The 19987-nt window shown below is 69.4% G+C and carries 25 protein-coding genes; 15 read left to right on the forward strand and 10 right to left on the reverse strand.

The window, feature by feature from the left end:
- Positions 1 to 289: 289 nt before the first annotated feature.
- Positions 290 to 556: a winged helix-turn-helix transcriptional regulator gene (locus tag ACMGFE_RS24740; RefSeq protein ID WP_415379862.1), complete on the reverse strand. Its 267-nt coding sequence runs from the start codon at positions 554 to 556 to the stop codon at positions 290 to 292.
- Between the two features lie 201 nt (positions 557 to 757).
- Here ACMGFE_RS24740 and ACMGFE_RS24745 point away from each other — a divergent pair, with 201 nt between their 5' ends.
- The 4 genes from ACMGFE_RS24745 to ACMGFE_RS24760 all read left to right on the forward strand — a co-directional run bounded on the left by ACMGFE_RS24745 (position 758) and on the right by ACMGFE_RS24760 (position 3419).
- Positions 758 to 1060: an EMC6-like membrane protein gene (locus ACMGFE_RS24745; protein WP_436927939.1), complete on the forward strand. Its 303-nt coding sequence runs from the start codon at positions 758 to 760 to the stop codon at positions 1058 to 1060.
- Positions 1061 to 1062: 2 nt separating this feature from the next.
- The gene (locus tag ACMGFE_RS24750; RefSeq protein WP_436927940.1) at positions 1063 to 2892 is read left to right on the forward strand and encodes a ribosome biogenesis/translation initiation ATPase RLI; all 1830 of its coding nucleotides are present in this window, start codon (positions 1063 to 1065) and stop codon (positions 2890 to 2892) included.
- 74 nt (positions 2893 to 2966) lie between these two features.
- On the forward strand, positions 2967 to 3170 hold the full coding sequence (locus tag ACMGFE_RS24755; RefSeq protein WP_436927941.1) for a type II toxin-antitoxin system HicB family antitoxin: 204 nt from the start codon (positions 2967 to 2969) through the stop codon (positions 3168 to 3170).
- Between the two features lie 3 nt (positions 3171 to 3173).
- Positions 3174 to 3419: a type II toxin-antitoxin system HicA family toxin gene (locus ACMGFE_RS24760; protein ID WP_436927942.1), complete on the forward strand. Its 246-nt coding sequence runs from the start codon at positions 3174 to 3176 to the stop codon at positions 3417 to 3419.
- A gap of 186 nt (positions 3420 to 3605) precedes the next feature.
- On the opposite strand, the gene ACMGFE_RS24765 is transcribed toward ACMGFE_RS24760, so the two are convergent.
- From ACMGFE_RS24765 to ACMGFE_RS24775, 3 genes are all read right to left on the reverse strand, one after another.
- On the reverse strand, positions 3606 to 4034 hold the full coding sequence (locus ACMGFE_RS24765) for a PIN domain-containing protein (RefSeq protein ID WP_436927943.1): 429 nt from the start codon (positions 4032 to 4034) through the stop codon (positions 3606 to 3608).
- Entirely contained in the window at positions 4031 to 4264 is a 234-nt protein-coding gene (locus ACMGFE_RS24770) for an AbrB/MazE/SpoVT family DNA-binding domain-containing protein (RefSeq protein WP_436927944.1), read from the reverse strand. The genes ACMGFE_RS24765 and ACMGFE_RS24770 overlap by 4 nt, the downstream gene beginning before the upstream one ends.
- Before the next feature lie 108 nt (positions 4265 to 4372).
- Positions 4373 to 5014, reverse strand: a complete 642-nt coding sequence (locus ACMGFE_RS24775) for a hypothetical protein (RefSeq protein ID WP_436927945.1) — start codon at positions 5012 to 5014, stop codon at positions 4373 to 4375.
- Positions 5015 to 5221: 207 nt separating this feature from the next.
- Here ACMGFE_RS24775 and ACMGFE_RS24780 point away from each other — a divergent pair, with 207 nt between their 5' ends.
- Together ACMGFE_RS24780 and ACMGFE_RS24785 are read left to right on the forward strand one after the other, a co-directional pair.
- The gene (locus ACMGFE_RS24780; RefSeq protein ID WP_436927946.1) at positions 5222 to 6178 is read left to right on the forward strand and encodes a phosphotransferase family protein; all 957 of its coding nucleotides are present in this window, start codon (positions 5222 to 5224) and stop codon (positions 6176 to 6178) included.
- 98 nt (positions 6179 to 6276) lie between these two features.
- Positions 6277 to 7230, forward strand: a complete 954-nt coding sequence (locus tag ACMGFE_RS24785) for a TIGR03557 family F420-dependent LLM class oxidoreductase (RefSeq protein WP_436927947.1) — start codon at positions 6277 to 6279, stop codon at positions 7228 to 7230.
- 43 nt (positions 7231 to 7273) lie between these two features.
- Here the strand turns inward: ACMGFE_RS24785 and ACMGFE_RS24790 are convergent, their stop codons facing one another.
- Positions 7274 to 8281: an ROK family protein gene (locus ACMGFE_RS24790; RefSeq protein ID WP_436927948.1), complete on the reverse strand. Its 1008-nt coding sequence runs from the start codon at positions 8279 to 8281 to the stop codon at positions 7274 to 7276.
- 106 nt (positions 8282 to 8387) lie between these two features.
- On the opposite strand from ACMGFE_RS24790, the gene ACMGFE_RS24795 reads away from it, so the two are divergent.
- Complete coding sequence (locus tag ACMGFE_RS24795) at positions 8388 to 9185, forward strand: SDR family NAD(P)-dependent oxidoreductase (protein ID WP_436927949.1); 798 nt, start codon at positions 8388 to 8390, stop codon at positions 9183 to 9185.
- A gap of 81 nt (positions 9186 to 9266) precedes the next feature.
- Entirely contained in the window at positions 9267 to 10241 is a 975-nt protein-coding gene (locus ACMGFE_RS24800) for a WD40/YVTN/BNR-like repeat-containing protein (protein WP_436927950.1), read from the forward strand.
- A gap of 18 nt (positions 10242 to 10259) precedes the next feature.
- Here ACMGFE_RS24800 and ACMGFE_RS24805 read toward each other — a convergent pair whose 3' ends face one another.
- The gene (locus tag ACMGFE_RS24805) at positions 10260 to 11627 is read right to left on the reverse strand and encodes an aspartate aminotransferase family protein (protein WP_436927951.1); all 1368 of its coding nucleotides are present in this window, start codon (positions 11625 to 11627) and stop codon (positions 10260 to 10262) included.
- A 184-nt stretch (positions 11628 to 11811) separates the two neighbouring features.
- Here ACMGFE_RS24805 and ACMGFE_RS24810 point away from each other — a divergent pair, with 184 nt between their 5' ends.
- Positions 11812 to 12579, forward strand: a complete 768-nt coding sequence (locus tag ACMGFE_RS24810; protein ID WP_436927952.1) for a PHP domain-containing protein — start codon at positions 11812 to 11814, stop codon at positions 12577 to 12579.
- Between the two features lie 12 nt (positions 12580 to 12591).
- Here the strand turns inward: ACMGFE_RS24810 and ACMGFE_RS24815 are convergent, their stop codons facing one another.
- Both ACMGFE_RS24815 and ACMGFE_RS24820 read right to left on the reverse strand, forming a co-directional pair.
- The gene (locus tag ACMGFE_RS24815) at positions 12592 to 12792 is read right to left on the reverse strand and encodes a hypothetical protein (protein ID WP_436927953.1); all 201 of its coding nucleotides are present in this window, start codon (positions 12790 to 12792) and stop codon (positions 12592 to 12594) included.
- Between the two features lie 134 nt (positions 12793 to 12926).
- Positions 12927 to 13448: an archaemetzincin family Zn-dependent metalloprotease gene (locus tag ACMGFE_RS24820; RefSeq protein ID WP_274326020.1), complete on the reverse strand. Its 522-nt coding sequence runs from the start codon at positions 13446 to 13448 to the stop codon at positions 12927 to 12929.
- A 40-nt stretch (positions 13449 to 13488) separates the two neighbouring features.
- Between ACMGFE_RS24820 and ACMGFE_RS24825 the strand changes: the two genes are divergently transcribed.
- The 3 genes from ACMGFE_RS24825 (at position 13489) to npdG (ending at position 15643) form a co-directional block, all read left to right on the forward strand.
- Positions 13489 to 13878, forward strand: coding sequence for a UPF0146 family protein (locus tag ACMGFE_RS24825; protein WP_436927954.1), 390 nt, complete (start codon positions 13489 to 13491; stop codon positions 13876 to 13878).
- 126 nt (positions 13879 to 14004) lie between these two features.
- A complete protein-coding gene (locus ACMGFE_RS24830) occupies positions 14005 to 14892 on the forward strand; it encodes a TIGR01548 family HAD-type hydrolase (RefSeq protein WP_436927955.1) in 888 nt (295 codons plus the stop codon).
- Positions 14893 to 14974: 82 nt separating this feature from the next.
- Entirely contained in the window at positions 14975 to 15643 is a 669-nt protein-coding gene (npdG, locus tag ACMGFE_RS24835) for an NADPH-dependent F420 reductase (RefSeq protein WP_436927956.1), read from the forward strand.
- 101 nt (positions 15644 to 15744) lie between these two features.
- On the opposite strand, the gene ACMGFE_RS24840 is transcribed toward npdG, so the two are convergent.
- Positions 15745 to 16011 carry a thioredoxin family protein gene (locus ACMGFE_RS24840; protein ID WP_436927957.1) on the reverse strand — a complete coding sequence of 89 codons (267 nt, stop codon included), beginning with the start codon at positions 16009 to 16011 and terminating at the stop codon, positions 15745 to 15747.
- Between the two features lie 143 nt (positions 16012 to 16154).
- Here ACMGFE_RS24840 and ACMGFE_RS24845 point away from each other — a divergent pair, with 143 nt between their 5' ends.
- From ACMGFE_RS24845 to ACMGFE_RS24855, 3 genes are all read left to right on the forward strand, one after another.
- Positions 16155 to 16313, forward strand: coding sequence for a preprotein translocase subunit Sec61beta (locus ACMGFE_RS24845; RefSeq protein WP_415379881.1), 159 nt, complete (start codon positions 16155 to 16157; stop codon positions 16311 to 16313).
- Between the two features lie 101 nt (positions 16314 to 16414).
- Positions 16415 to 16789 carry a DUF7532 family protein gene (locus ACMGFE_RS24850; protein WP_436927958.1) on the forward strand — a complete coding sequence of 125 codons (375 nt, stop codon included), beginning with the start codon at positions 16415 to 16417 and terminating at the stop codon, positions 16787 to 16789.
- On the forward strand, positions 16786 to 18303 hold the full coding sequence (locus tag ACMGFE_RS24855; RefSeq protein WP_436927959.1) for a ribonuclease FAU-1 family protein: 1518 nt from the start codon (positions 16786 to 16788) through the stop codon (positions 18301 to 18303). Before ACMGFE_RS24850 ends, ACMGFE_RS24855 begins: the two co-directional genes overlap by 4 nt.
- Before the next feature lie 9 nt (positions 18304 to 18312).
- On the opposite strand, the gene ACMGFE_RS24860 is transcribed toward ACMGFE_RS24855, so the two are convergent.
- Positions 18313 to 19950, reverse strand: coding sequence for an LVIVD repeat-containing protein (locus tag ACMGFE_RS24860; protein WP_436927960.1), 1638 nt, complete (start codon positions 19948 to 19950; stop codon positions 18313 to 18315).
- Between the last annotated feature and the right edge of the window lie 37 nt (positions 19951 to 19987).

The raw sequence follows: 19987 nt of genomic DNA on the forward strand, positions 1-19987 counted from the left end.
CTCGCGGGGCGCCGTGAAAATGGGCGAACACCGTTTTCCCGGTATTCCTCGAAAAATTCCGATAGAGCGGGCCTATCGGTGAACCGACGCCGAATGTGACCGGGGATACCGAACGCGATGAACGCCGGACGACAGGTGGGCCACTCCGAAGAGAGCGGCTACGCATACGTATCCGCGGCCGGGACCGGGGCTCCGACGGCGACAGAAACCGACGGCTGTACGACTGTGTACCGTGACGTAGCCACGGGCGAGGAGATGGTGCGACCGAACGGTGAGAAACCGCGTGAAGTCAGTCGGCGGAGGCGGGGGCCTCGCACTCGCAGTCGGCTTTGTCGATCTCGTAGAGGTTCTGGCGCGCGTCCGCGAAGTAGACGTCCTCCTCGACGACGCCGATCGCTTCGAGGCGTTCGAGGGCGTAGCGGACGGTGCGCGCCGAAAGCATCGACTCCTCGACGATCCCCTTCTGGGTCAGAGGACCGTCGTACTCCAGTACTTTGTAGACGAGTTTCGCGCTCGGCGGCAGATCGCTGAGGTCGTCCCCGTCTGTGTCGGGCATCGATAGGACGGAGGGACGCGCGTACAATAAAGATTGACACTGGAGTTAGCCAAGATCGGTCGGCAGCGCCGGATCGACGCCGGATCCGCCGGGCGAGCACGGTCACGTTCATCCTCCGGGCGGGCGCTGGCGCGGGCCGATACGTCGGACCGCGGGGAGGGGAACGAACGGCTTTTTAGCCCGCGTGGCCGAGACAGACGTATGGCTACCGAAACCGCCGAGGGCTGGGACGACCACCTCCGGGGGCTGACGGTGACGACGTTCGCCTCCCTGCTCGGACTCGGCGCCGGCGTCGCCGCCGCGGCGCTCGCGGCCGGACCGAACGACCGGCTCGGGCTCTACCTGCTCGGGGCGGCCGTCCTCGTCCAGTTCCCGGTCTACATGACGATCGGTATCGACGTGGACGACTTCGGCGCGAAGGAGTACCTCTACGTCGCGTTCATCACCTTCTCGCTGTGGTTCGTCTCCTGGGGAATCCTGCTGACCGCCGGGACCACCCTGTAACGATGGCCGACGACTCCATCGCGGTCGTCGACCTCGACCGCTGTCAACCCGACCGCTGCAACTACGAGTGTGCGAACTTCTGCCCGCCGAACCGCTCGGGCAAGGAGTGCATCGTCACGCGCGAGGAGCGCTTCGGGGACGAGCCCTACGAGGGCGCCCCCGACCAGATCCACATCTCCGAGGAGATCTGCCTCGGCGAAACCTGTGGTATCTGCGTCAACAAGTGCCCGTTCGACGCCATCGAGATCATCAACCTCCCGCAGGAACTCGACGACGACCCCGTCCACCGCTACGGCGAGAACGCCTTCGCGCTCTACGGCTTGCCCGCGCCCCAGGAGGGGCAGGTCACGGGCATCCTCGGCCCGAACGGCATCGGGAAGACCACCGCGGTCCGCATCCTCGCCGACGAGATGGCACCCAATCTCGGCCAGGTCGCCGGCGACCCGCCGGGCTGGGAGGCCATCATGGAGGAGTACCGCGGGACGGAACTGCAGAACTACCTCGAAGAGCTTCGCGCCGGCGACGTCACCGTCGCGCGCAAGCCCCAGTACGTCGACCAGATCCCCGACCAGTTCGACGGGACGACCCGACAGCTCCTGGAGCGGACCGACGAGCGGGGCGCGCTCGACGACCTCGTCGAGCGGGTCGGCATCGGCCCGGTCGTCGACCAGGACATCGACACGCTCTCCGGCGGCGAACTCCAGCGTGTCGCGCTCGTCGCCTGTCTCGCCCGCGACGCCGACTTCTACTTCCTCGACGAACTCACGCCCTATCTCGACATCGGCCAGCGGATGACCGCCGCGCGCCTCGTGCGCGAACTCGCCGACGAGGAGGACCGTTCGATGCTCGTCGTCGAACACGACCTCGCCATCCTCGACCTGCTCGCCGACACCATCCACGTCGCCTACGGGTCGCCCGGCGCGTTCGGTGTCATCACGAGCCCCAAGTCGACGAAAAACGGCATCAACGAGTACCTCGGCGGCTACCTGGAGAACGAGAACATGCGCGTCCGCCAGGAGTCGATTCAGTTCGAGGAACACGCCCCGCGACAGACCGCGGAGGGCGACGTGGTCGTCGAGTACCCCGACCTCACGAAGTCCTACGGCGACGGCGAGTTCTCGCTCGAAGTCGAGGGCGGCGAGATCCAGGAGAACGAGGTCCTCGGCGTCGTCGGCCCCAACGGTATCGGGAAGTCGACGTTCGCGAAACTGCTCGCCGGCCGCCTCGAACCGGACGAGGGCGAGGTGAACGCCGAACTCGACATCGCCTACAAGCCCCAGTACGTCGAGATCGACCAGCCGATGCGCGTCGACGCCTTCCTCGCCTCGATCACCGACGACTTCGGTACCTCCTACTGGAACACGGAGATCGCCGACCCGCTCCAGCTCGACCGCGTGATGGAGCAGAACCTCACCGACCTCTCGGGCGGCGAGCGCCAGCGGGTCGCCATCGCGGCCTGCCTGTCGGAGGACGCCGACCTGTACCTGCTCGACGAGCCCTCGGCCCACCTCGACGTCGAACAGCGGGTGCGCGCGACCAGCGCCATCCGCCGCTACGCCGAGAACCACGACGCCACCGCCCTGGTCATCGACCACGACATCTACATGGTCGACCTGCTCGCCGACCGCCTGCTCGTCTTCGACGGCGAACCGGCCGAATACGGCCGCGCCTCGCCGCCCGTCGGGATGCGCGACGGCATGAACGAGTTCCTCGCGAACCTCGACATCACCTTCCGCCGCGACGAGCGCACCGGTCGCCCCCGGATCAACAAGCCCGGTAGTCAACTCGACCGCGAGCAGAAGAACGCCGGCGAGTACTACTACAGCGACTGAGCGAGCGCAGTCGACGGGCTCTCACCGCTCGATCCGGCCGAACCCTTATCCGCTATTCCGCCGTACCGACTCGCATGAGTACCGGGCGCGAGATCCGCCTCATCCAGGAAGACGACGGCTGGTGGTCCGCTATCGACGAGGAGACTGGTGTCGCGAGTCAGGGACCGACCCGGACGGAAGCGCTTGAGAATCTCGACGAGGCAGTCGAGGTGACCCGAGAGGCCACGGAAGCCGACACCGAAGCCCCGGAACCGGACGCGCCCTGGTTCGACGGATAGTACATGGTTTCGCGGGATTTCTCTGGCGAGGAGATCGTGGGCGTCCTCCGGACGTTCGGGTACCGCCACGATCGGACGCGAGGGGACCATGCGATTCTCAAGTACACTCATCCGGAGACGGGGGAGAAACGGACGGTCACCGTCCCACTACACGACCGCGTTCGAACTGGGACGTTACAGAACATCGCTGACCAGTGCGGAGCCGAAGATTTTCACGCCTGGTGTGAGTGGATCGACGAACATCGGTGAGCCGTCGTAGCCGCCCGCCGGCACAACCAAGTTCCTGCCGAACCTCGACATCACGTTTTGCCGCGACGAGCGCACCGGCCGGCCCCGGATCAACAAGCCCGGGTCGCAACCCGACCGCGAGCAGAAGTCGGCCAGCGAGTACTACTACTCGGACTGCTCGGGGACACTCCGTCAGTTCTCAGCGAGTCACCGATACGGATTCACTGCACTGTTCAATCGAGTGACTCCGTCCACGGAATCGAAGTCGTCGTCGAAACTGTATACGTATTCGATCTCTCGCGACTGCATGAACGCGGTCTGCATGCAATCGCCGAAGTTGAGGCCGACAGTGTCCCGGAACAGGGACCGACCGACGCCGTAGTTCTTCTTCGGATTGTAGGGGAGTTCGAAGTGAGCGCCGCGAACGAATCTATCGAGGAGATCGACTGCCCGATCATGGTTCAACCGCTCTTCGACGTAGTTGAGCGTCTCCAGTAGCGATTCGTTCGTGATCACGCCGGTCGGGAGTTCACCGTGGTCGACATCGCGCACGATCTCCAGCCCGACCTCGTGGTCGACGTCGTCGGTATCTGTCGCAGCGATGAGTACCGTGGCGTCCAGGAGCGCCTGCGTCACCGCTCTGCCCCGGCCGTATTGTGGCCGCTGGCCCCGTCACCGCCCATCGGCGCCGGCTCGAAATCGTCGAAGACACCTTCCCGCTGGTGGAGAATCTCGACGCGTACGTCCCCGTCTTCGACCGTCCATCGGATCTTGTCCCCTGGTTCGATGTCGAGACGCTCCCGAACTGCCGATGGAATCGTGACTCCACCGCGTTCGCTGACTGTCGTCTCGTCCGTCGCTCCCATATTCCGGTTCACGCCCCAGGCACTGATAAATCTCATGTGGTCTTGCATGATCTGCGCTCTCTCCTTCGGTAACTGGGCGGACGCCCGACGAGGAACGGGCTATCGGGCTTACTTCGCTCGGTAGCCGCTCCGCGCCGATCCGAGCACTCGCGCGACGTAGCTCTGACGCCAGACCAGCCACACGCCGAGACACAACGAGAGCAGGCCGACGAGGGTGACGGCGACGGCGCCCCAGTGTGTCTTCGCGAGCGCGCAGGACAGCGTCTCCCGCGCGCACGCCCCGAACAGGGGTCGGGCAACGGCACCGAAATAGACCAGCCCGACTCCCGCCGCTACGGCCCCGACCCCCGCCAACGCTTTCAGCAGAAGCTCCCGGGCGCTCGGTGGGTCGGTGAGGATCGACTCTCGCACGCCTTCGCGCGGACCCGCCGCCTGCGAGAACCCGGCGGTCAGGATCAACAGGAGTGCGACGGGGGCGACGAACAGCCCGATCGACATCATCCCCAGGATCGCCAGCCCGGTCGTCAGGAGGGCAGCCACCCAGACGAGCGGCGTCCGGTTCGTCCACGCGCCGACCGCGGCGACGACGGCGAGTCCGACGACGGACAGCACCCACGCCGCGAAGAACGCGTCGGCGAACGGATCCGGGTAGAGCAGGGCGAAGGCGCCCGCGCTCGCGGCGACGACGGCGAGCGCGCTCGACTGCCGGCTGGCCGTCTCGGGCGACGGGACGCCGATCGCGAGCGTCACGAGTACGAGGCACCTCGAATTCGATCGCGCGGTTCGACGACTGTGCTCGCACCCGATGACGGCTTCATAACGAATCCTTCGGGGAACGGGACCGTTACGTCACCGCCGGTCGCCGGCGCCACCCCCTGTCGGTTCGCCCGGGTCCGACCGTGTGGATTGCACTCACGGCCCCGCAACGTCCAAGCGGGCGGCTCTCGTCGTCCGATCATGGACGAGCGGTTCACGTCGGTACTGGACGACGTGTTTCCCGACCGCGACGTCGCCGGGTTCGCCGACGACGAGCGGCTGAACGACCGGAACGGGACCGTTCCCGTGGAGTTCGCGGACGGCGAGCGCGTCTTCTGCAAGATAGCGGTCGACGGCGACGGCTCGCGACTCGCCGCCGAACACGCGGCGATCCGGTACGTCGAGGTCAACTGTGACGTGCCGGTGCCGACGGTGCTGGCCTGCGACGCCGACGCCGCCGTCCCGTACCTCGTCACCGCGCCGCTCTCGGGGAGACCGCTCTCGCACGTCAAGTGGGACGCGGATCGGTCGGGGGAGGCTTCCGCGATGCGAGCGCTCGGCCGGACGCTCGCCGAACTCCACGCGACCCGCTTCGAGAGCCACGGCGAGATCACGGGCGGCGGCTCCGACGGCCTCGACGTCGATTCGGCCACGTGGACCGACGTCCTCGTCGGTCAGATCGACGTGATCGAGGAGATGGCGCAGTCCGACCGGTTCGACCGGTACGTCGACGACGTGGTCGCGGCGCTCGAGGCCAACCGCGACGTCCTCGACGCCGCGCCCGCAACGCTGGTCCACAACGACCCGCACAGTTCGAACGCCTACTACCACGAGGGCCGCGTCGGCCTGCTCGACTGGGAGTTCGCCCACGTCGGCGACCCGGTGCGGGGACTCCACCGGGTACGCGAACAGGAGTTCGGACTCTTCCGGCCGGACGAACCGGACCACCAGCTACAGGCGCTCCACGAGGGGTATCGCGAGCGAGCGGGGAGCCTGCCCGACGGGTTCGACGAGCGGGTCCCGGTGTACGAGGTCGTCAGGCTACTCGGAGCGGCCGCGTTCTTCGACGCGAAAGCGGAAGCCGCGGCCGAGTCCCGTGACGACGTCGCCGACTGGCTGGACGCCGAGATGGGTCGCCGCATCGACGCGATCCGGTGAGCGCAGTGGGGAGGGGGACTCCGGTGTGGCCGCCCTTCGTGCGCCGGCAGTGACCGTATCGTTCTGACAGGTGTTCCTTCTCGTACGACGATCCACCTATGCCCGAGATCGGATACACCCTGTCGAGCGAGGAGCACCACCCGAACGACCTCGTCGAGTACGCCGGCCGCGCGGAGGAGGTGGGCTTCGACTTCCTCTCCATCTCCGACCACTTCCACCCGTGGAACAGTAATCAGGGCGAGTCGCCGTTCGTGTGGTCGACGCTCGGCGGCGTCGCGGCGGCGACAGACGACGTCGACGTCGGCGTGGGGGTCTCGGCGCCGATCGTGCGGATGCATCCGGCGATCTACGCGCAGGCGGCCGCGACGGCGGCGGCGATGTTCGACGGCCGGACCTTCTACGCCGGCGTCGGGACCGGCGAGGCACTCAACGAACACGTCGTCGGCGACCGCTGGCCCGAACACGAGGTCCGCCTGGCGATGCTCGAAGAGGCCGTCGAGGTCGTCGACAAGCTCTGGAGCGGCGAGCAGGTCAGCCACCACGGCGAGCACTACACCGTCGAGAACGCGAAGCTGTTCACCCTGCCCGAGGAGCGCCCGCCGATCTGCGTCTCGGCCTACGGCGAGCGCACGGCGAAAGCGGCCGCGGAGTTCGGCGACGGCTTCTGGTCTGTCGGCCCCCAGGAGACCGTCGAGACGTGGGAAGCGGAGGGCGGCGACGGCCCCCGGCTCTGCCAGCTGCAGGCCTGCGTCGCCGACAGCGAGGAAGCGGCGGTCTCGACCGCCCACGAACTCTGGCCCAACTCGGCGCTCCCGGGCGAGCTGAGTAACGTCCTGCCGACGCCGGTCCACTTCGAGCAGGCGACGCAGCTGGTCTCCGAGGACGACATCGCCGAGGGGTCGATTCTGACCGGTCCGGACGCACAGCAGCACATCGACGCCATCCAGGAGGCGATCGACACCGGCTACGATCACGTCTACGTCATGCAGATCGGCGACGACCAGGAGGCGCTGTTCGACCTCTACCGCGAGGAGGTCCTGCCGTCGTTCTAGCGCGCTCGCCGTCGCCGGTCGTCCGCTCGGCGGCGACCGGCCATCACCTCCGCTCGCGCGTGTCCGCGTCGGGCACGTCCGCTCGCTCGCCCGCTCCGGTCGTCGCGGTCGATCCCGTGGCGTCCCGTCCGGCGCGGAACGCGGCGACCGCGCCGTAGAGGCCGGATTCGTCGCCGAGCGGGGTGATCCGGACCGTCGGGCGGTCGACGAACAGGTACCGGTCGAGGTGGGCTTCGATCCCGGAGACGATCCAGTCGGGGTTGTGGAGCGCGACGGCGCCGCCGAGCGTGATCAGCCCCGGGTTGACCGCGTTACAGACGGCCGCGATCCCGGCCGCGTTGTACCGCGCGACCTCGTCGAGACACGCCTCGGCCCAGGGCTCGCCCGCGTCGGCCGCGGCGAAGACGCCCTCGGCCGTGAGGTCGGCTGCGTCTGGTCCCTCGGTTTCCGCGCGTCCGTCGGCAGCGAGCCGGTTGGCCGCGAATTCGGGGATCCCGCGACCGGAGCAGACCGCCTCCCACGCGCCGGCCACGCCCGTGCTCTCGTACTCGTGGGGCGCGACCGGGAGCAGTCCGAACTCGCCGGCCTGCCCGCTCTCGCCGCGGAGGAGCCGCCCGTCTTCGACGACGCCGCCACCGATGCCGGTCCCGAACGTGACGTGTGCGAGGCAGTCCTCGTCGCGCCGCGCTCCGAAGTGCCACTCCCCCAGCGCGGTCGCGTTACAGTCGTTGATCAGTCGGACGGGGAGTCCGTGCGCACGGTCGACCGCCGACGCGACGTCGATCCGGTCGATCGTCTCCCCGGCCGGCGTGTCGAACTCGCGGATCGCTCCTGCGGCGTCGTCGACGAGCCCGGTCGTCGAGACGGCGACGCCGTCTACGTCCCGGTCGGTCGCCGACCGCAGGTCCTCGACGGCCGCGACGAGTTGGTCGGCGAGGTCGCTCGGCCGGGTCGGTTCGACGGCGACCTCGGTCAGCAGCTCGCCGTCCGACCGGGCGACGGCCGCTCGAAAGTTCGTGCTCCCGATCCCGAACGCCGCGACGTGGTCCATCGATCCGACCATCCGACGGGACGGGCATCAGTATTCGGATGGGACGACCGCCCGGGACCGAGCGCCGCGCCGAAACGCCGTTGTCGCTCCGCTCCGATGGAGACGTATGGGAACCATCAGCGCTGACTTCTCCGAGGACACCGTGATCGTCACCGGCGCGAGTTCCGGCATCGGCCGCGCGGTCGCGGTCGGGTTCGGCGAGGCGGGCGCGACCGTTATCAACGCCGACGTGCGCGCGGACCCGAAAGACCGGAACGCCGAGGCGGCTGCCGGCGACGCCGAGACGCCGACCCACGAACTGATCGACGACGAGACCGCGGGTCGCGGCGAGTTCGTCGAGACGGACGTGGCCGACTACGACGCGCTCGCCTCCGTCGTCGAGGGCGCCCGGGAGTTCGGCGGCGTCGACGTGATGGTCAACAACGCCGGAATCCACGTCAGCCGCGAGTTCCTCGACGTCGAGCCCGACGAGTACGACCGCCTCCACGCGGTCAACGCCCGCGGCGCGTTCTTCGGGACGCAACTCGCCGCACAGGACATGATCGACCGCGACGAGCCCGGGGCGGTCGTCAACACCGCCTCGACGACCAGCGAGTACGCCGAGTGGGAGCACTCCCACTACGCGACGACCAAGGGGGCAGTGAAGATGCTCACGCAGAGCGCCGCCCTCGAACTCGCACGGCACGGCGTGCGGGTCAACGCCGTCGCACCGGGTCCCATCGCCACAGAGATCACGGAGGGCTGGTCCGAGCGCGCCGTGGACGCCGTGGGCGACGGTCGCGAACCGCCCACCCGCGCCGGTCGTCCGGAGGACCTGAGAGACGCCTACCGCTACCTCGCCAGCGAAGGCGCCGACTACGTCACCGGCGAGGTGCTCTGGGTCGACGGCGGCAGCAACATCTGACGGGCCAGCTGCACCGGTCCGATTTGTTACAAAAACGCGATTCAGCGAGCGCTTTTGGGACACTCGGCCGTGCGATCGAGTATGCTCCTCGCTGGCAGCGACGACGGGGTGTACCGGCTCTCCGAACTCGACGGACCGACCGAGACGACCGCCGAGCAGGTCCTCGACAGCGGCCGCGTCGAGCGCGTCCGGCAGTTCGATGGGTTCGAGGGGATCTTCGCGGCGACGAAGACGGGTCTGTTTCACTCACGCGACGGCGAGTCGTGGGCCGACCTCGACGTCCCGCAGGAACGGGTGTACTCGGTCGGCGCGAGCCGGTCCGGCGACAGACTCTACGCGGGGACGAAACCGGCCCACGTCTCCGTCGCCGAAGTCGGCGACGGCTCGGGGAGCGTCGACCCGGCTGCCGTCGAGTGGCGCGACTGCGACGACTTCCAGGAACTCCCCTCCCGCGACGAGTGGCGCCTCCCGCGCCACGAGAACCTCGCGCAGGTCCGGGACCTCCACTTCGACCCCGTGGCGAACGACCGTCTCGTCGCCGGCGTCGAGGTGGGCGGCGTCCACGTCAGCGACGACGGGGGCGAGACCTGGGAAGAGCGGCGCGACGGGGTGAACGACGACATCCACGAACTCCACGTGGCCGGGCCCGGCGAGTACGTCGCCGCGACGGGCTTCGGGCTCTTCCGGACCACGGACGGGGGCGAGTCGTGGACGCGGCTGGACGAGGGGTTCGACCAGCGATACTTCCGGACGGCGTTCTCGCTGGACGGGACGATATACGCCGGGGGCGCGCTGGAGAACTCCTCGACGTGGGAGGACGACGACGCCGACCCCGAACTGTTTAGATCCGACGGCGACTCGCTGGAGCGCGTCGACTTCCCGAAGAGCGACGAGACGGTCACGGGGATGACCGCGGTCGACGGCGACCTCGTCGTCGCGACCCACCGCGGATCGGTCCTCGCGGACCGGCCGGACGGCTGGACCCCCGTGGGTGAGATACCCGTCACCGACGACTTCACCGGCCGGTACACGCCGCTGACGTGGGTCGACGGCTGACCCGCGCCCGGACCCCGCTTACTGCCGCCGCTCGTCGGCCACGGCCTCGATGGCCTTGCAGACGATGTCGAGGCCCGTCTCGGCCTGCTCGCGCGTCATCACGAGCGGCGGGAGCAGGCGTAGGACGTTGTCGTCGCGGCCGCCGCCCCACGCGAGGACGCCCCGCTCCATGCAGCGCTGGCGCACGTCGCTCACCGCGTCCGGGGCCGGCCGTCCTTCTTCGTCGACGAACTCGGCGCCGACGAACAGTCCCATCCCGCGCACCTGGCCGACGAGCGGGTCGTCGACGCCCCGGAGTCGCCCGCGGATGTACTCCCCGAGCTGGGTCGCGTGGTCGAGCAGGTCGTGGGCCTCGATGTACTCGATGGAGCGCAGCGCGGCGCGCATCGCGACGTTGTACCCGCGGAAGGTGCCGGTGTGGCCGCCGGGGCCCCAGGTGTCCAGTTCCTCGCGGTAGACCGTCGCCGAGAGCGGGTGGCCGTTGCCGATGGCCTTCCCGACGGTCATCGCGTCCGGCGTCACGTCGAAGTGGTCGCTGGCCCACCACTCGCCGGTGCGGCCCATCCCCGTCTGGATTTCGTCGATTATCAGGGGGACGTCGTAGTCGTCGCAGAGATCGCGCAGCCCGGACATGAACCCCTCCGGCGGGACGACGACGCCGCCCTCGCCCTGGATCGGTTCGACCCACACGCCCGCGGGGTTGGGCATCGCGCCGTAGCGGTCGCCCAGCAGCGTCTGGACGTCGTCCAGCGCCCGATCGACAGCCGCCTGTGGCGTCCCGTCCTGCCGGAAGGGGTAGGGGTACTGGGCGTGTTCGACCTCGGCGAGGAGGGGAGTGTAGTCGCGCTTGTACTTGCCGTCGGCGCTGAGGCTGAACGCGCCCGACGTCTCGCCGTGGAACGCGCCGTAGAAGGCGACCATCCCGCGATTCCCGGTGTACTGCTTGGCGAGTTTGATAGAGCCCTCGACGGCGTCGCTCCCCGTGGGGCCGCCGAAGACGACCCGACTGGCCCCGGCGAGCCCGCCCGGCGCGATCGACTCGAGTTTCTCGATCAGGTCCAGTCGGGGCTCGGTCGGGAAGTCGAGCGAGTGCGGCAGGGTGTGGGCCTGCTCGGCGGCCGCCTCGGCGATGTAGGGGTTAGCGTGGCCGACGTTGAGGACGCTGATGCCGGCGAAGAAGTCCAGGTAGCGGTTGCCGTCCACGTCCTCGATGGTGGCGCCCTTGCCCTCGCGGAACCCGATGGGCATCTCGGTCGGGTACAGCACCGCGGAGCTCTCCGCGGCGCGCTGGCGCTCGCGGAGCCGTCGGGACCTGGGTCCGGGGACCTCGTCGACGTTCGGCGCGTCGTCGAAGTGAAGCTCCTCGATGGGTGGGGGCGCGGTCATGCTTCCACTACGGTATTGGACGGTTTTTCGGTTCCTTTCCCCGACTGATTTTCCGCTTCTCCACCGCCGGTGCGTTCGCGCCGCTCTGGCTCTGGGCCGTGGATCGCGGGGACGCCCGTGCACGGAACGTCGACGACCCCACACCCCCGAAAGGTCCTTCGCCGTGGCTGACCGATCGACGTACGTGCACGACTATCACGTCCACTCCTCGTACTCCGACGGCGAGTTCCTCGAGGGGATGGTGGAAGCGGCCGCCGACGCCGGCCTCGACGGCGTCGGGTTCGCCGACCACTGCAACGTCTCCGAGCGCGAGCACCTCCGGCGGTACAAAAAGCGGTTCGGCTTCAACCTCGACGTGACCTACGAGCGCCGCCGCGACGCTATCGAGGAACTGCGCGACGAGTCGACGGTGCGGATCTTCGACGCCGTCGAGGTCGACTACCACCCCGCGGACGAGGCGGCGATCCGAGCGTTCCTCGACGAGGCCGGCTTCGACTACGCCGTCGGGAGCGTCCACGAGATCGAGGAGGCCAACGTCCACTGGGACTACTTCGCCGACCGCACCGACGAGCAACAGCGCGCCGCGGTCGACGAGTACTTCGACCGGGTGGTCGCGCTGGTCGAGTCCGGGCTGTTCGACGTGGCCGCCCACCTCGACATCGTCGAGCGCAACCCGGCGCTCCGGGGGTACGCGACCCGCGACCACTACGAAGCGGTGGCGGCGGCGCTGGCCGACTCGAAGACCGTGCCGGAGCTCAACGCCGGCCGGATCCAGGCCGACTACGGCGAGTTCCACCCCGGCCCCGACTTCCTGTCGGTCCTCGCCCAGTACGACGTACCGGTGACCGTCGGATCGGACGCTCATTCGCCGCGAGAGCTGCGAGAACGAGTTCCGATACTCTCCGACGGACTCGACGCCGCTCCACTCGACGTCGTCGAGCTGTCGGTCTGACCCCCCGGGACGTCACTTCGACGCCGTGTCGAGGTCCGCGTCGATGGCGCCGTCGAGCCCGTCGTCGCTCACGACGTACTCCTCGTCGTCCGCCTCGTCGGCGACCTTCTCGCCCTCGGGTTCCTGGGGCTCCGTCACCGTGTCGTCGCCGGTGACCGAGACGAACAGTTCACCGAGCTCGCGCGTACGTTCGTTCTGCTTGGATTCGCTCATTACACTCGTTGTTGCGGTGGACCGAGGATAGCGCTGGCGCCTAACTATGTTGGTCCTTCGCGAGCCGTCGTCGAATCCCGGAGAACGCCGCCGAAGACGGTCTATGTGGGGGTTTCAGGAGGGACCGGAACGGGTCACATGACTTCGCGCTGGCACGTGCCACAGAGGGCCTCGTCTTTGATGTCGACTTCGCGGACGGTGGGGGAGAAACTCATGACGCAGCGTTTGTTGTCGCAGTGTTCCAGGCCCATGGTGTGGCCGATCTCGTGGATGACTTCCTTGCGGACGCGGTCGGAGAAGACGTCCTCGTCCGAGCGCCGCGAGATGCCGCCGTCGGAGGAGGTGTTGAGCCGGTACGTCGAGATGACCGAGCCCTTGCCGTCGAGGTAGGCGAGGCCGAAGACGTAGTTGCGGCGGTGGTAGAACAGGTCCTTCGGGGTGATGGCGATGTTCTTGTCGCCGTCGCCGATGCGGGTGGCAAGTTTGATGAACGCTTCCGCGCTGTACTGGTCGCGACTGCGGTCGTACGCGCCGGAGGGGATCGACTGGGTGTCGTGCATCGTCACGTCGCTCTCGTAGACGGCCCGCAGACTGGCTGACGCCTCGCGCTTGACCTCGGCGCGGACGTCACCCACCGGCACGATGTCGACGTGCATACGGGAGGCTTATGCGTGCCGCCATTATAAATACCGCGACGTGATCCCAGAGACGCTGGACGTACTCGTCGACCGGTTCGCCGCGTTCGACGCCGCCGTCGAGGTGGGCGTCGGCCGCCGGACCGTCGTCGCCGAGGCCCTCGCAGACGCCGGGACCGACGTGGTCGCGACCGACCTGCACGCCCAGTCCGTCCCCGACGGGGTTCGGTTCGTCCGCGACGACGTCACCGACCCCGATCTCTCGGTCTACGCCGACGCTGACCTGCTGTACGCCCTGAACCTCCCGCCGGAACTGCACCGGCCGACGCTGGCCGTCGCCCGCGAGGCCGGCGCGACCTTCGCGTTCACGACGCTCGGGACCGACCAGCCGCTGGTGCCCGTCGAGCGGGAGACGCTCCCCGCGGAGACGCTGTTCGTCGCCCGCGGGTGACCGCGTCCGGCCGTTCGACAGTTCGACCGGTCGATCTCCGCCGTGACTGTGTTTCGAGTCCGCGAGCCGACGGGAGGTGGTGAGTCGGAACGGATTTTTACGAGGAGTGCTTCCCCGGAGACACTCATGAACGCGGACGCGGTCGTGCTCGACGTCGACGGGGTGCTCGTCGACGTCGCCGACTCCTACCGCCGTGCCATCGTCGAGTCAGTCGCCCACGTCTACGGCGACACGATCGAGAAGGCCGACATCCAGCAGTTCAAGGACGCGGGCGGGTTCAACAACGACTGGGAACTCACCGACGCCGCGGCGCTGTACGTCCTCGCGCGCCGCGAGGGACTCCGCCTCTCCCTCTCCTCGTTCACCGACCGAGTCGCCGCCACCGGCGGAGGCGTCTCCGCGGCGGAGACGGTCGTCCTCGACGCCCTCGGGCCCGCCGAACGCGAACGCGTGATGAGCGAGTGGGACCCCGACCGCCTGCGCGAGGTCTTCCAGCAACTGTACCTCGGGAGCGACCTGTACCGCGACCTCGAAGGCGCCGAACCGGACATGGACACCGCGGGCTACATCAACGACGAACCCCGAATCCTCGCGTCCGAGACGGTCGAGACCCTCGAAGCCCGCTACGACGTGGGCGTTCTGACGGGGCGACCCGCCGCCGAGGCCGACATCGCACTGGACCGCGTGGGCCTCGACGTGGCCGACGAGCACCGTTTCACCATGGACGACTGGGACGAGGGCAAGCCCGACCCGCACGCCCTCGTGACGCTCGCCGAGCGCTTCGACGCCGAGTCGGTCGTCTTCGTCGGCGACACGCTCGACGATATCCGCACGGCGGTCAACGCCGCCGAGACTGACCCCGACCGGACCTACCGCGGCGTCGGCGTCCTCACGGGCGGGCTGACCGGCGAGGACGGCCGAACGAAGTACGAGCGGGCCGGCGCGGCCGCCGTGATCGACTCCGTCAACGACCTGCCGGCCCTCCTCGACGCGGACGAGTCCGCCGACCGCTGAGCCGTCGCGGGGCCGCCGCGTCGTCAGATCCCCGGTCACGCGAATCGACAACGCTTATCCTGATATCGTCCCAGACTCCGGTATGGACATCGCACTGCTGGGCGGCACGGGCGACATCGGCGAAGGGCTGGCCCTGCGGTGGGCCTACGACACGTCCCACACCGTGATCATCGGGTCGCGCGACGCCGAGCGCGCCGAGAACAAGGCCGAGGAGTACGCCACCGAACTCGACAGCCGCGGCGTCGACTCGTCGGTCGCCGGCTACGAGAACGGCGAGGCGGCGGCCCGCGCCGACGTGATCGTCTGCGCGGTCCCGGCGTACCACCTCACGGACACCATCGAGGCGGTCGCCGACGATCTGGAGGCGGGCGACGTGCTCGTCTCGCCGGCCGTCGGGATGAAACGCGACGAGGAGGGCATGCACTACAACAAGCCCGGCGCGGGGAGCGTCACCGCGCTCGCGGCCGGCGCGGCGCCCGACGGCGTCGCCGTCGTCGGCGCGTTCCACAACCTCGCCGCCGACCGCCTCGCCAACCTCGACGCTGAACTCGACGTGGACACGCTCGTCGTCGGCGACGACGACGACGCCGTCGACACCGTCTCCGCGCTCGCGGACGCGATCGAGGGGCTGCGCGCCGTCTCCGCCGGCGGCATCGCCAACGCCGCCGAGGTCGAGGCGGTCACGCCGCTGGTGATCAACATCGCGATGAACAACGAGGGCATGCACGACGTCGGCGTCAAGTTCCACTGACGGACACCGTCGCGTCGGTAGGTTACCAGTACTTTTTCGGACAGTTCGACCGCTACGGGCGGTTTGTTCGTGGAAACGGAAGTACGGAAAACTGCCGCGGTTCAGGCGTCGGCTTGCTGGAGCGCGGTCTCGATGTCGTCGGCCTGCGTGACGCCGACGAAGCGCTCGACGATGCCGTCGTCGTTCTCGACGATGAGGGTCGGGAGCGAGCGGACGTGGTACTCGTTGGCGACGTCCTGCTCCTCGTCGACGTTGATCTTCTCGAACTCGACGTCGGACCACTCCTCTTCGAGGTCGTCCAAGATAGGGTCCTGCGTCTTGCAGGGGCCACACCAGTCGGCGTAGAAGTCCTTGAGCGTGACTGTCATGGGTCATCGAATCTTGCGAATCCGGGGGGATAAGGGTTTCCACTACCGCCGTTCGCGGCCCGCCGTCGGTCGGTTCGACGACACGTCACCGCGGCCGACGGCAGGGCGAAAGGCTTAGGCGGGCGGCGGTGAGAGTAGCGGACATGAGCAGCAGCGACAGCGGCGGACTGATGTCCAGTGCCGGCCTGGTCCGGTACTTCGACGCCGAGGACCGCAACGCGATCCGCATCGACCCGCGGACGGTCATCGCCTTCGGCGCGCTCTTCGGCTTCCTCGTCCTCGTCCTCCGCGCGACGATCTGACCGGAGACCGCTCGCCAGTCCCCGCCCGCCCCGTCGGCCGCGAACCCGCGCCGTCAGTCGTGACCGCGACGTTTTCAAGCCCCGACCGCGAACCCGCGAGCATGCACTTCGACCAGCGGACGCAGGCGGCGCTGCGCGACGCGGGCCTCTCCTCCGACGAGATCGAGGCTGTCTCGGAGGCCGTCGTCGAGGCCACTCGCGAGGACGCCGCGGCGCTCGAATCGTTCTTCGACGGGCTCGACACCGTCTACTCCGACATGGACCAGGCCCACTCCAGCGCGACGTTCCCCGAACACGCCGTCGAGTACCTTGATCTCTTCACGCACGCCGACGACATCCGCGGGTACCTCCGCTTCGACTCCTGGGGCGTCCCCGTCACCGGCGGGCGCGTGCTGAGCGACGACGTGGTCGAACTGACGCTCGGGCCGACGGTCGACGACCGGATCCGGTTCGCCGCCGACCGCGACGCGCTATGAGCGACGACGAGCGCGGGTCGGAGCGCGACGCCGGCGCGGGCGGGCCAGCGGACGCGGACGCGGACGCTGGCGTCCCCACCGTCCGCGTCCGCGGCATCTACACCACGGCGCTCACTCGACTGTTCGAGGACGAGGGCCTGTCGGTCGTCCAGGCGTCGCCGCCGATCCGCGACCGCTTCGACGACGAGTTTTCGCTGACGCCCGCGGACGCGTCGGTCTCGACGACCGACGACAGACAGGGGGTCGGGATCACCGGCGACGCCCAGGCGGTCGCGACCGCCGTGGCCGAGGCCCGCGGGGTCGGCCGCGACGCCATGGCCTGGCGCGACCCGACGCCCCGCGGCGCGGTCTACGCCGGCGAAGTGACGGAGACGCTCGGGAGCGGCGCCGTCGTCGAGTTGGCGGACGGCATCGAGCGCGAGACCGCACCGGCACTCCCGCCGGTCGCCGGGACCGACCGCGAGGGCTTTCTCCCGTACTCGAAGACCGCGGCCCACGTCGAGACGGGCGACCGCCTGCGCGTCCAGGTGAAAGAGGCCGCGCCGCCGTGGGGGAACGGGCGGCCGGTGCTCGACACGACGGTCCGGGTACAGGGCGCTCTCGCGAGCCTCGCTCGCGGGTCGTCGCCCGACAGTAACGGGCCGGAACTGGCCGACCTCCTCCCGGTCGACCCGCCGGAAGGCTGGGGCATCGACTGGGGTCCGGCGGCCGACGACGCCGGCCTCGACGCGCTCGGGGACGCCCTCGACGCGCTCCGCGAGCGAGCGCTCGCGCTCGACGACGCGTTCGCCGACGCCCCCGCACCCGACGACGCCGCGCCGCACTGCTACTGGCCCGGGGAGTCGACGGTCTGGGTCTGGTTCGGCCGCGAGTCCCGGTTCGGCCTCGACGAACGCCGGCGGGCGGTCACGGCGACGATGGGCGGCCACCACCGCACGAAGGCCGCGACGGAGAGCGCCAGCGCCGCGGTCGACTTCGTCGAGGCGGTCTGTCCCGACGCGAGCGGCGGCGAGACCGACTTCCCGTTCGACGCCGTCACCCGACAGTTCGGCCCGACGGAGGGCGACCGCGTCCGCATCGACCACGGCAAGCCCGACGGGCGCCTGTTCTCGCTCGGCACGGGCGAGGTGACCCGCCGCGATTCGGACGGAACCGTCGTCGTCGAGCGGGCGATGTCCGGCCGCGGCACCTACGACGCCCTCGGCGTCGACCAGCAGGCCGGCGACGTGGCGGTGACGAAACTCACCGAGGGCAAGTGGTGGTATCCGACGGTCTACCGGGGCGAGGACGGCGAGAAGCGGGGGACGTACGTCAACGTCTGCACGCCGGTCGAGGTGTTCCCCTCGGCGGTCCGGTACGTCGACCTCCACGTCGACGTCGTCAAACACGCCGACGGGCGGGTCGAGCGAGTCGACGACGACGAACTCGACGCGGCCGTCGAGGCCGGACACGTCCCCGAGGAACTGGCGGAGAAGGCCCGGAGCGTCGCCTCCGCGGTCGAGAACGCCCTCTGAGCTGACCGGTCAGTCTCCGGGTTCGTCCGCTGTGTCGACGCCGCCGAGGAGTCGCCACGCCCCGATACCGAGCCCCGCCAGCGCCGCGGCCGGGCCGAAACCGGGACCGTCGCCGCCGGTGGTCCCCTCCGTTTCGACCGCGTCGGTCGGCGAGCGCTCCCCCTCGCCCGTTCCGGTCGGCGTCGGTGCGGTGCCCGATCCGGTCGGTTCGGTCGTCGTGCCGGTCGACGCCGTCGCTCCGGTCGGCGCCGTCGTCGCGGCCGTGGGGGAGTCCGTCGGTGTCGGCGTCTCTCGCGCCACGTCGGGGAAGGTGTAGAGTCGCGCGGGCGCGTCGGGGACAGAGGGATCCGCGTAGCTGGTGGCGACGACCGCCTCGCCCGGCGCGGCGAGTTGCGCCGTCCAGAAGCTCGTCTCCGAGGACCGACGGAAGTACCGCACTCGCTCGGGATTCGACGGGTCCGAGAGGTCGTGGACCATCACGCCGCCGCGGTACCACGACGAGTAGAGGTGGCCGGCGGCGATCTCGAAGTTGTGGGCGGTCGTCCAGACCCCGTTGACGTTGGGGTCGGCCGTCGGCGGCGGGTCGATGGTCGCCAGGTGCGCGGGCGCCGTCGGGTCCGCGAGGTCGTAGAGGTCGATCCCGCTGGGGCCGCCGGGGTCGTCCGGCCCCGGCGTCGTCCCTTCCTTCCCGAAGTTGGAGTTCCAGGTCTCCTTCCCGACGGCCAGCAGCGACCCGTCGGGATCGGTCGCGGCGTAGTGGTCGTTACCGGGGGGTTCCGACCCCTCGCGGGCGACCGCCAGTCCGTTCAGGTCCGCCAGTTCCTCGGGCGACCGCTCGCGAACGTCCGCGACGTAGCTCGGGTTCGCGGGCTCGGAGACGTCGAGGATCCACGTCCCGGCGTCCCAGTGGGCGAGGTAGGCGAACCCGTCGCGGACGAACACGTCGTGGAGCGACCGCAGTCGGAGCGGGACCGACTCCCAGACGTCGTCGTGGTCGAACAGCGACCAGCGGGCGACTTCCGCGGGCTCGTCGCGGCCGACGTCGACGACGACCAGCGGGTTGTCGTCGCGGTTGTTCCCCGTGAGATAGGCGTACCCGCCGGCCAGGTCGCAGTTGTGGATCGGGAAGGCGGTCCGGTAAGTCCGCAGGCGTTCGGGACGTGTCGGGTCGGACACGTCGTAGAGCGCGACCCCGTGGAAGCCGTCGCCGCCGTAGTTTGCGGGGCCGGCGACGAGGAGGCGCCCGTCGTCGTACTTCACGTCCTGGACCCCCTCCATCACCTGCGTGGTCCCGGGCGGGGAGATGTCGCGTTCCTCGGTGAGGACGGTGGGATCTGCGGGCTCGGTGAGGTCTACGGCGGCGAACCCGTCGAGTACGGCGATGAAGGCCGTGTCGCCGTCCGGGGTGGTGACCGCCTCGGTGGCACCCTCGACCGCGACGCTCCCGAGCGGTTCGTACCCGGAGGTCGGCGTCGCGGCGGCGTCGGTCGGCGTCGGGGTCGCCGTCGGCCGCGGGGAACCGGTCGTCGTAGCGCTCGGCTCCTCGGGGTCCGTCGGGCGGGCCGCGCCGTCGCGGGAGGACAGGGCGCCGACGACCGCCGGGACGCCGAGGCCGGCGGTCGCGCGGAGTAACTGGCGTCGGTGCACGTCCGCCGGCTAGGGGCCGGCGGGCATGAGTCTCCCG

It is taken from the genome of Halosimplex amylolyticum (assembly GCF_051414035.1).
GTDB classification, from domain to species: Archaea; Halobacteriota; Halobacteria; order Halobacteriales; family Haloarculaceae; genus Halosimplex; species Halosimplex amylolyticum.

Bases quoted from the DNA above. Each gene is read 5' to 3' on its own strand.
- ACMGFE_RS24740 (WP_415379862.1), bottom strand. From the start codon at position 556: ATGCCCGACACAGACGGGGACGACCTCAGCGATCTGCCGCCGAGCGCG.
- ACMGFE_RS24745 (WP_436927939.1), top strand. From the start codon at position 758: ATGGCTACCGAAACCGCCGAGGGCTGGGACGACCACCTCCGGGGGCTG.
- ACMGFE_RS24750 (WP_436927940.1), top strand. From the start codon at position 1,063: ATGGCCGACGACTCCATCGCGGTCGTCGACCTCGACCGCTGTCAACCC.
- ACMGFE_RS24755 (WP_436927941.1), top strand. From the start codon at position 2,967: ATGAGTACCGGGCGCGAGATCCGCCTCATCCAGGAAGACGACGGCTGG.
- ACMGFE_RS24760 (WP_436927942.1), top strand. From the start codon at position 3,174: ATGGTTTCGCGGGATTTCTCTGGCGAGGAGATCGTGGGCGTCCTCCGG.
- ACMGFE_RS24770 (WP_436927944.1), bottom strand. From the start codon at position 4,264: ATGGGAGCGACGGACGAGACGACAGTCAGCGAACGCGGTGGAGTCACG.
- ACMGFE_RS24780 (WP_436927946.1), top strand. From the start codon at position 5,222: ATGGACGAGCGGTTCACGTCGGTACTGGACGACGTGTTTCCCGACCGC.
- ACMGFE_RS24785 (WP_436927947.1), top strand. From the start codon at position 6,277: ATGCCCGAGATCGGATACACCCTGTCGAGCGAGGAGCACCACCCGAAC.
- ACMGFE_RS24790 (WP_436927948.1), bottom strand. From the start codon at position 8,281: ATGGACCACGTCGCGGCGTTCGGGATCGGGAGCACGAACTTTCGAGCG.
- ACMGFE_RS24795 (WP_436927949.1), top strand. From the start codon at position 8,388: ATGGGAACCATCAGCGCTGACTTCTCCGAGGACACCGTGATCGTCACC.
- ACMGFE_RS24800 (WP_436927950.1), top strand. From the start codon at position 9,267: ATGCTCCTCGCTGGCAGCGACGACGGGGTGTACCGGCTCTCCGAACTC.
- ACMGFE_RS24805 (WP_436927951.1), bottom strand. From the start codon at position 11,627: ATGACCGCGCCCCCACCCATCGAGGAGCTTCACTTCGACGACGCGCCG.
- ACMGFE_RS24815 (WP_436927953.1), bottom strand. From the start codon at position 12,792: ATGAGCGAATCCAAGCAGAACGAACGTACGCGCGAGCTCGGTGAACTG.
- ACMGFE_RS24820 (WP_274326020.1), bottom strand. From the start codon at position 13,448: ATGCACGTCGACATCGTGCCGGTGGGTGACGTCCGCGCCGAGGTCAAG.
- ACMGFE_RS24830 (WP_436927955.1), top strand. From the start codon at position 14,005: ATGAACGCGGACGCGGTCGTGCTCGACGTCGACGGGGTGCTCGTCGAC.
- npdG (WP_436927956.1), top strand. From the start codon at position 14,975: ATGGACATCGCACTGCTGGGCGGCACGGGCGACATCGGCGAAGGGCTG.
- ACMGFE_RS24840 (WP_436927957.1), bottom strand. From the start codon at position 16,011: ATGACAGTCACGCTCAAGGACTTCTACGCCGACTGGTGTGGCCCCTGC.
- ACMGFE_RS24845 (WP_415379881.1), top strand. From the start codon at position 16,155: ATGAGCAGCAGCGACAGCGGCGGACTGATGTCCAGTGCCGGCCTGGTC.
- ACMGFE_RS24850 (WP_436927958.1), top strand. From the start codon at position 16,415: ATGCACTTCGACCAGCGGACGCAGGCGGCGCTGCGCGACGCGGGCCTC.
- ACMGFE_RS24855 (WP_436927959.1), top strand. From the start codon at position 16,786: ATGAGCGACGACGAGCGCGGGTCGGAGCGCGACGCCGGCGCGGGCGGG.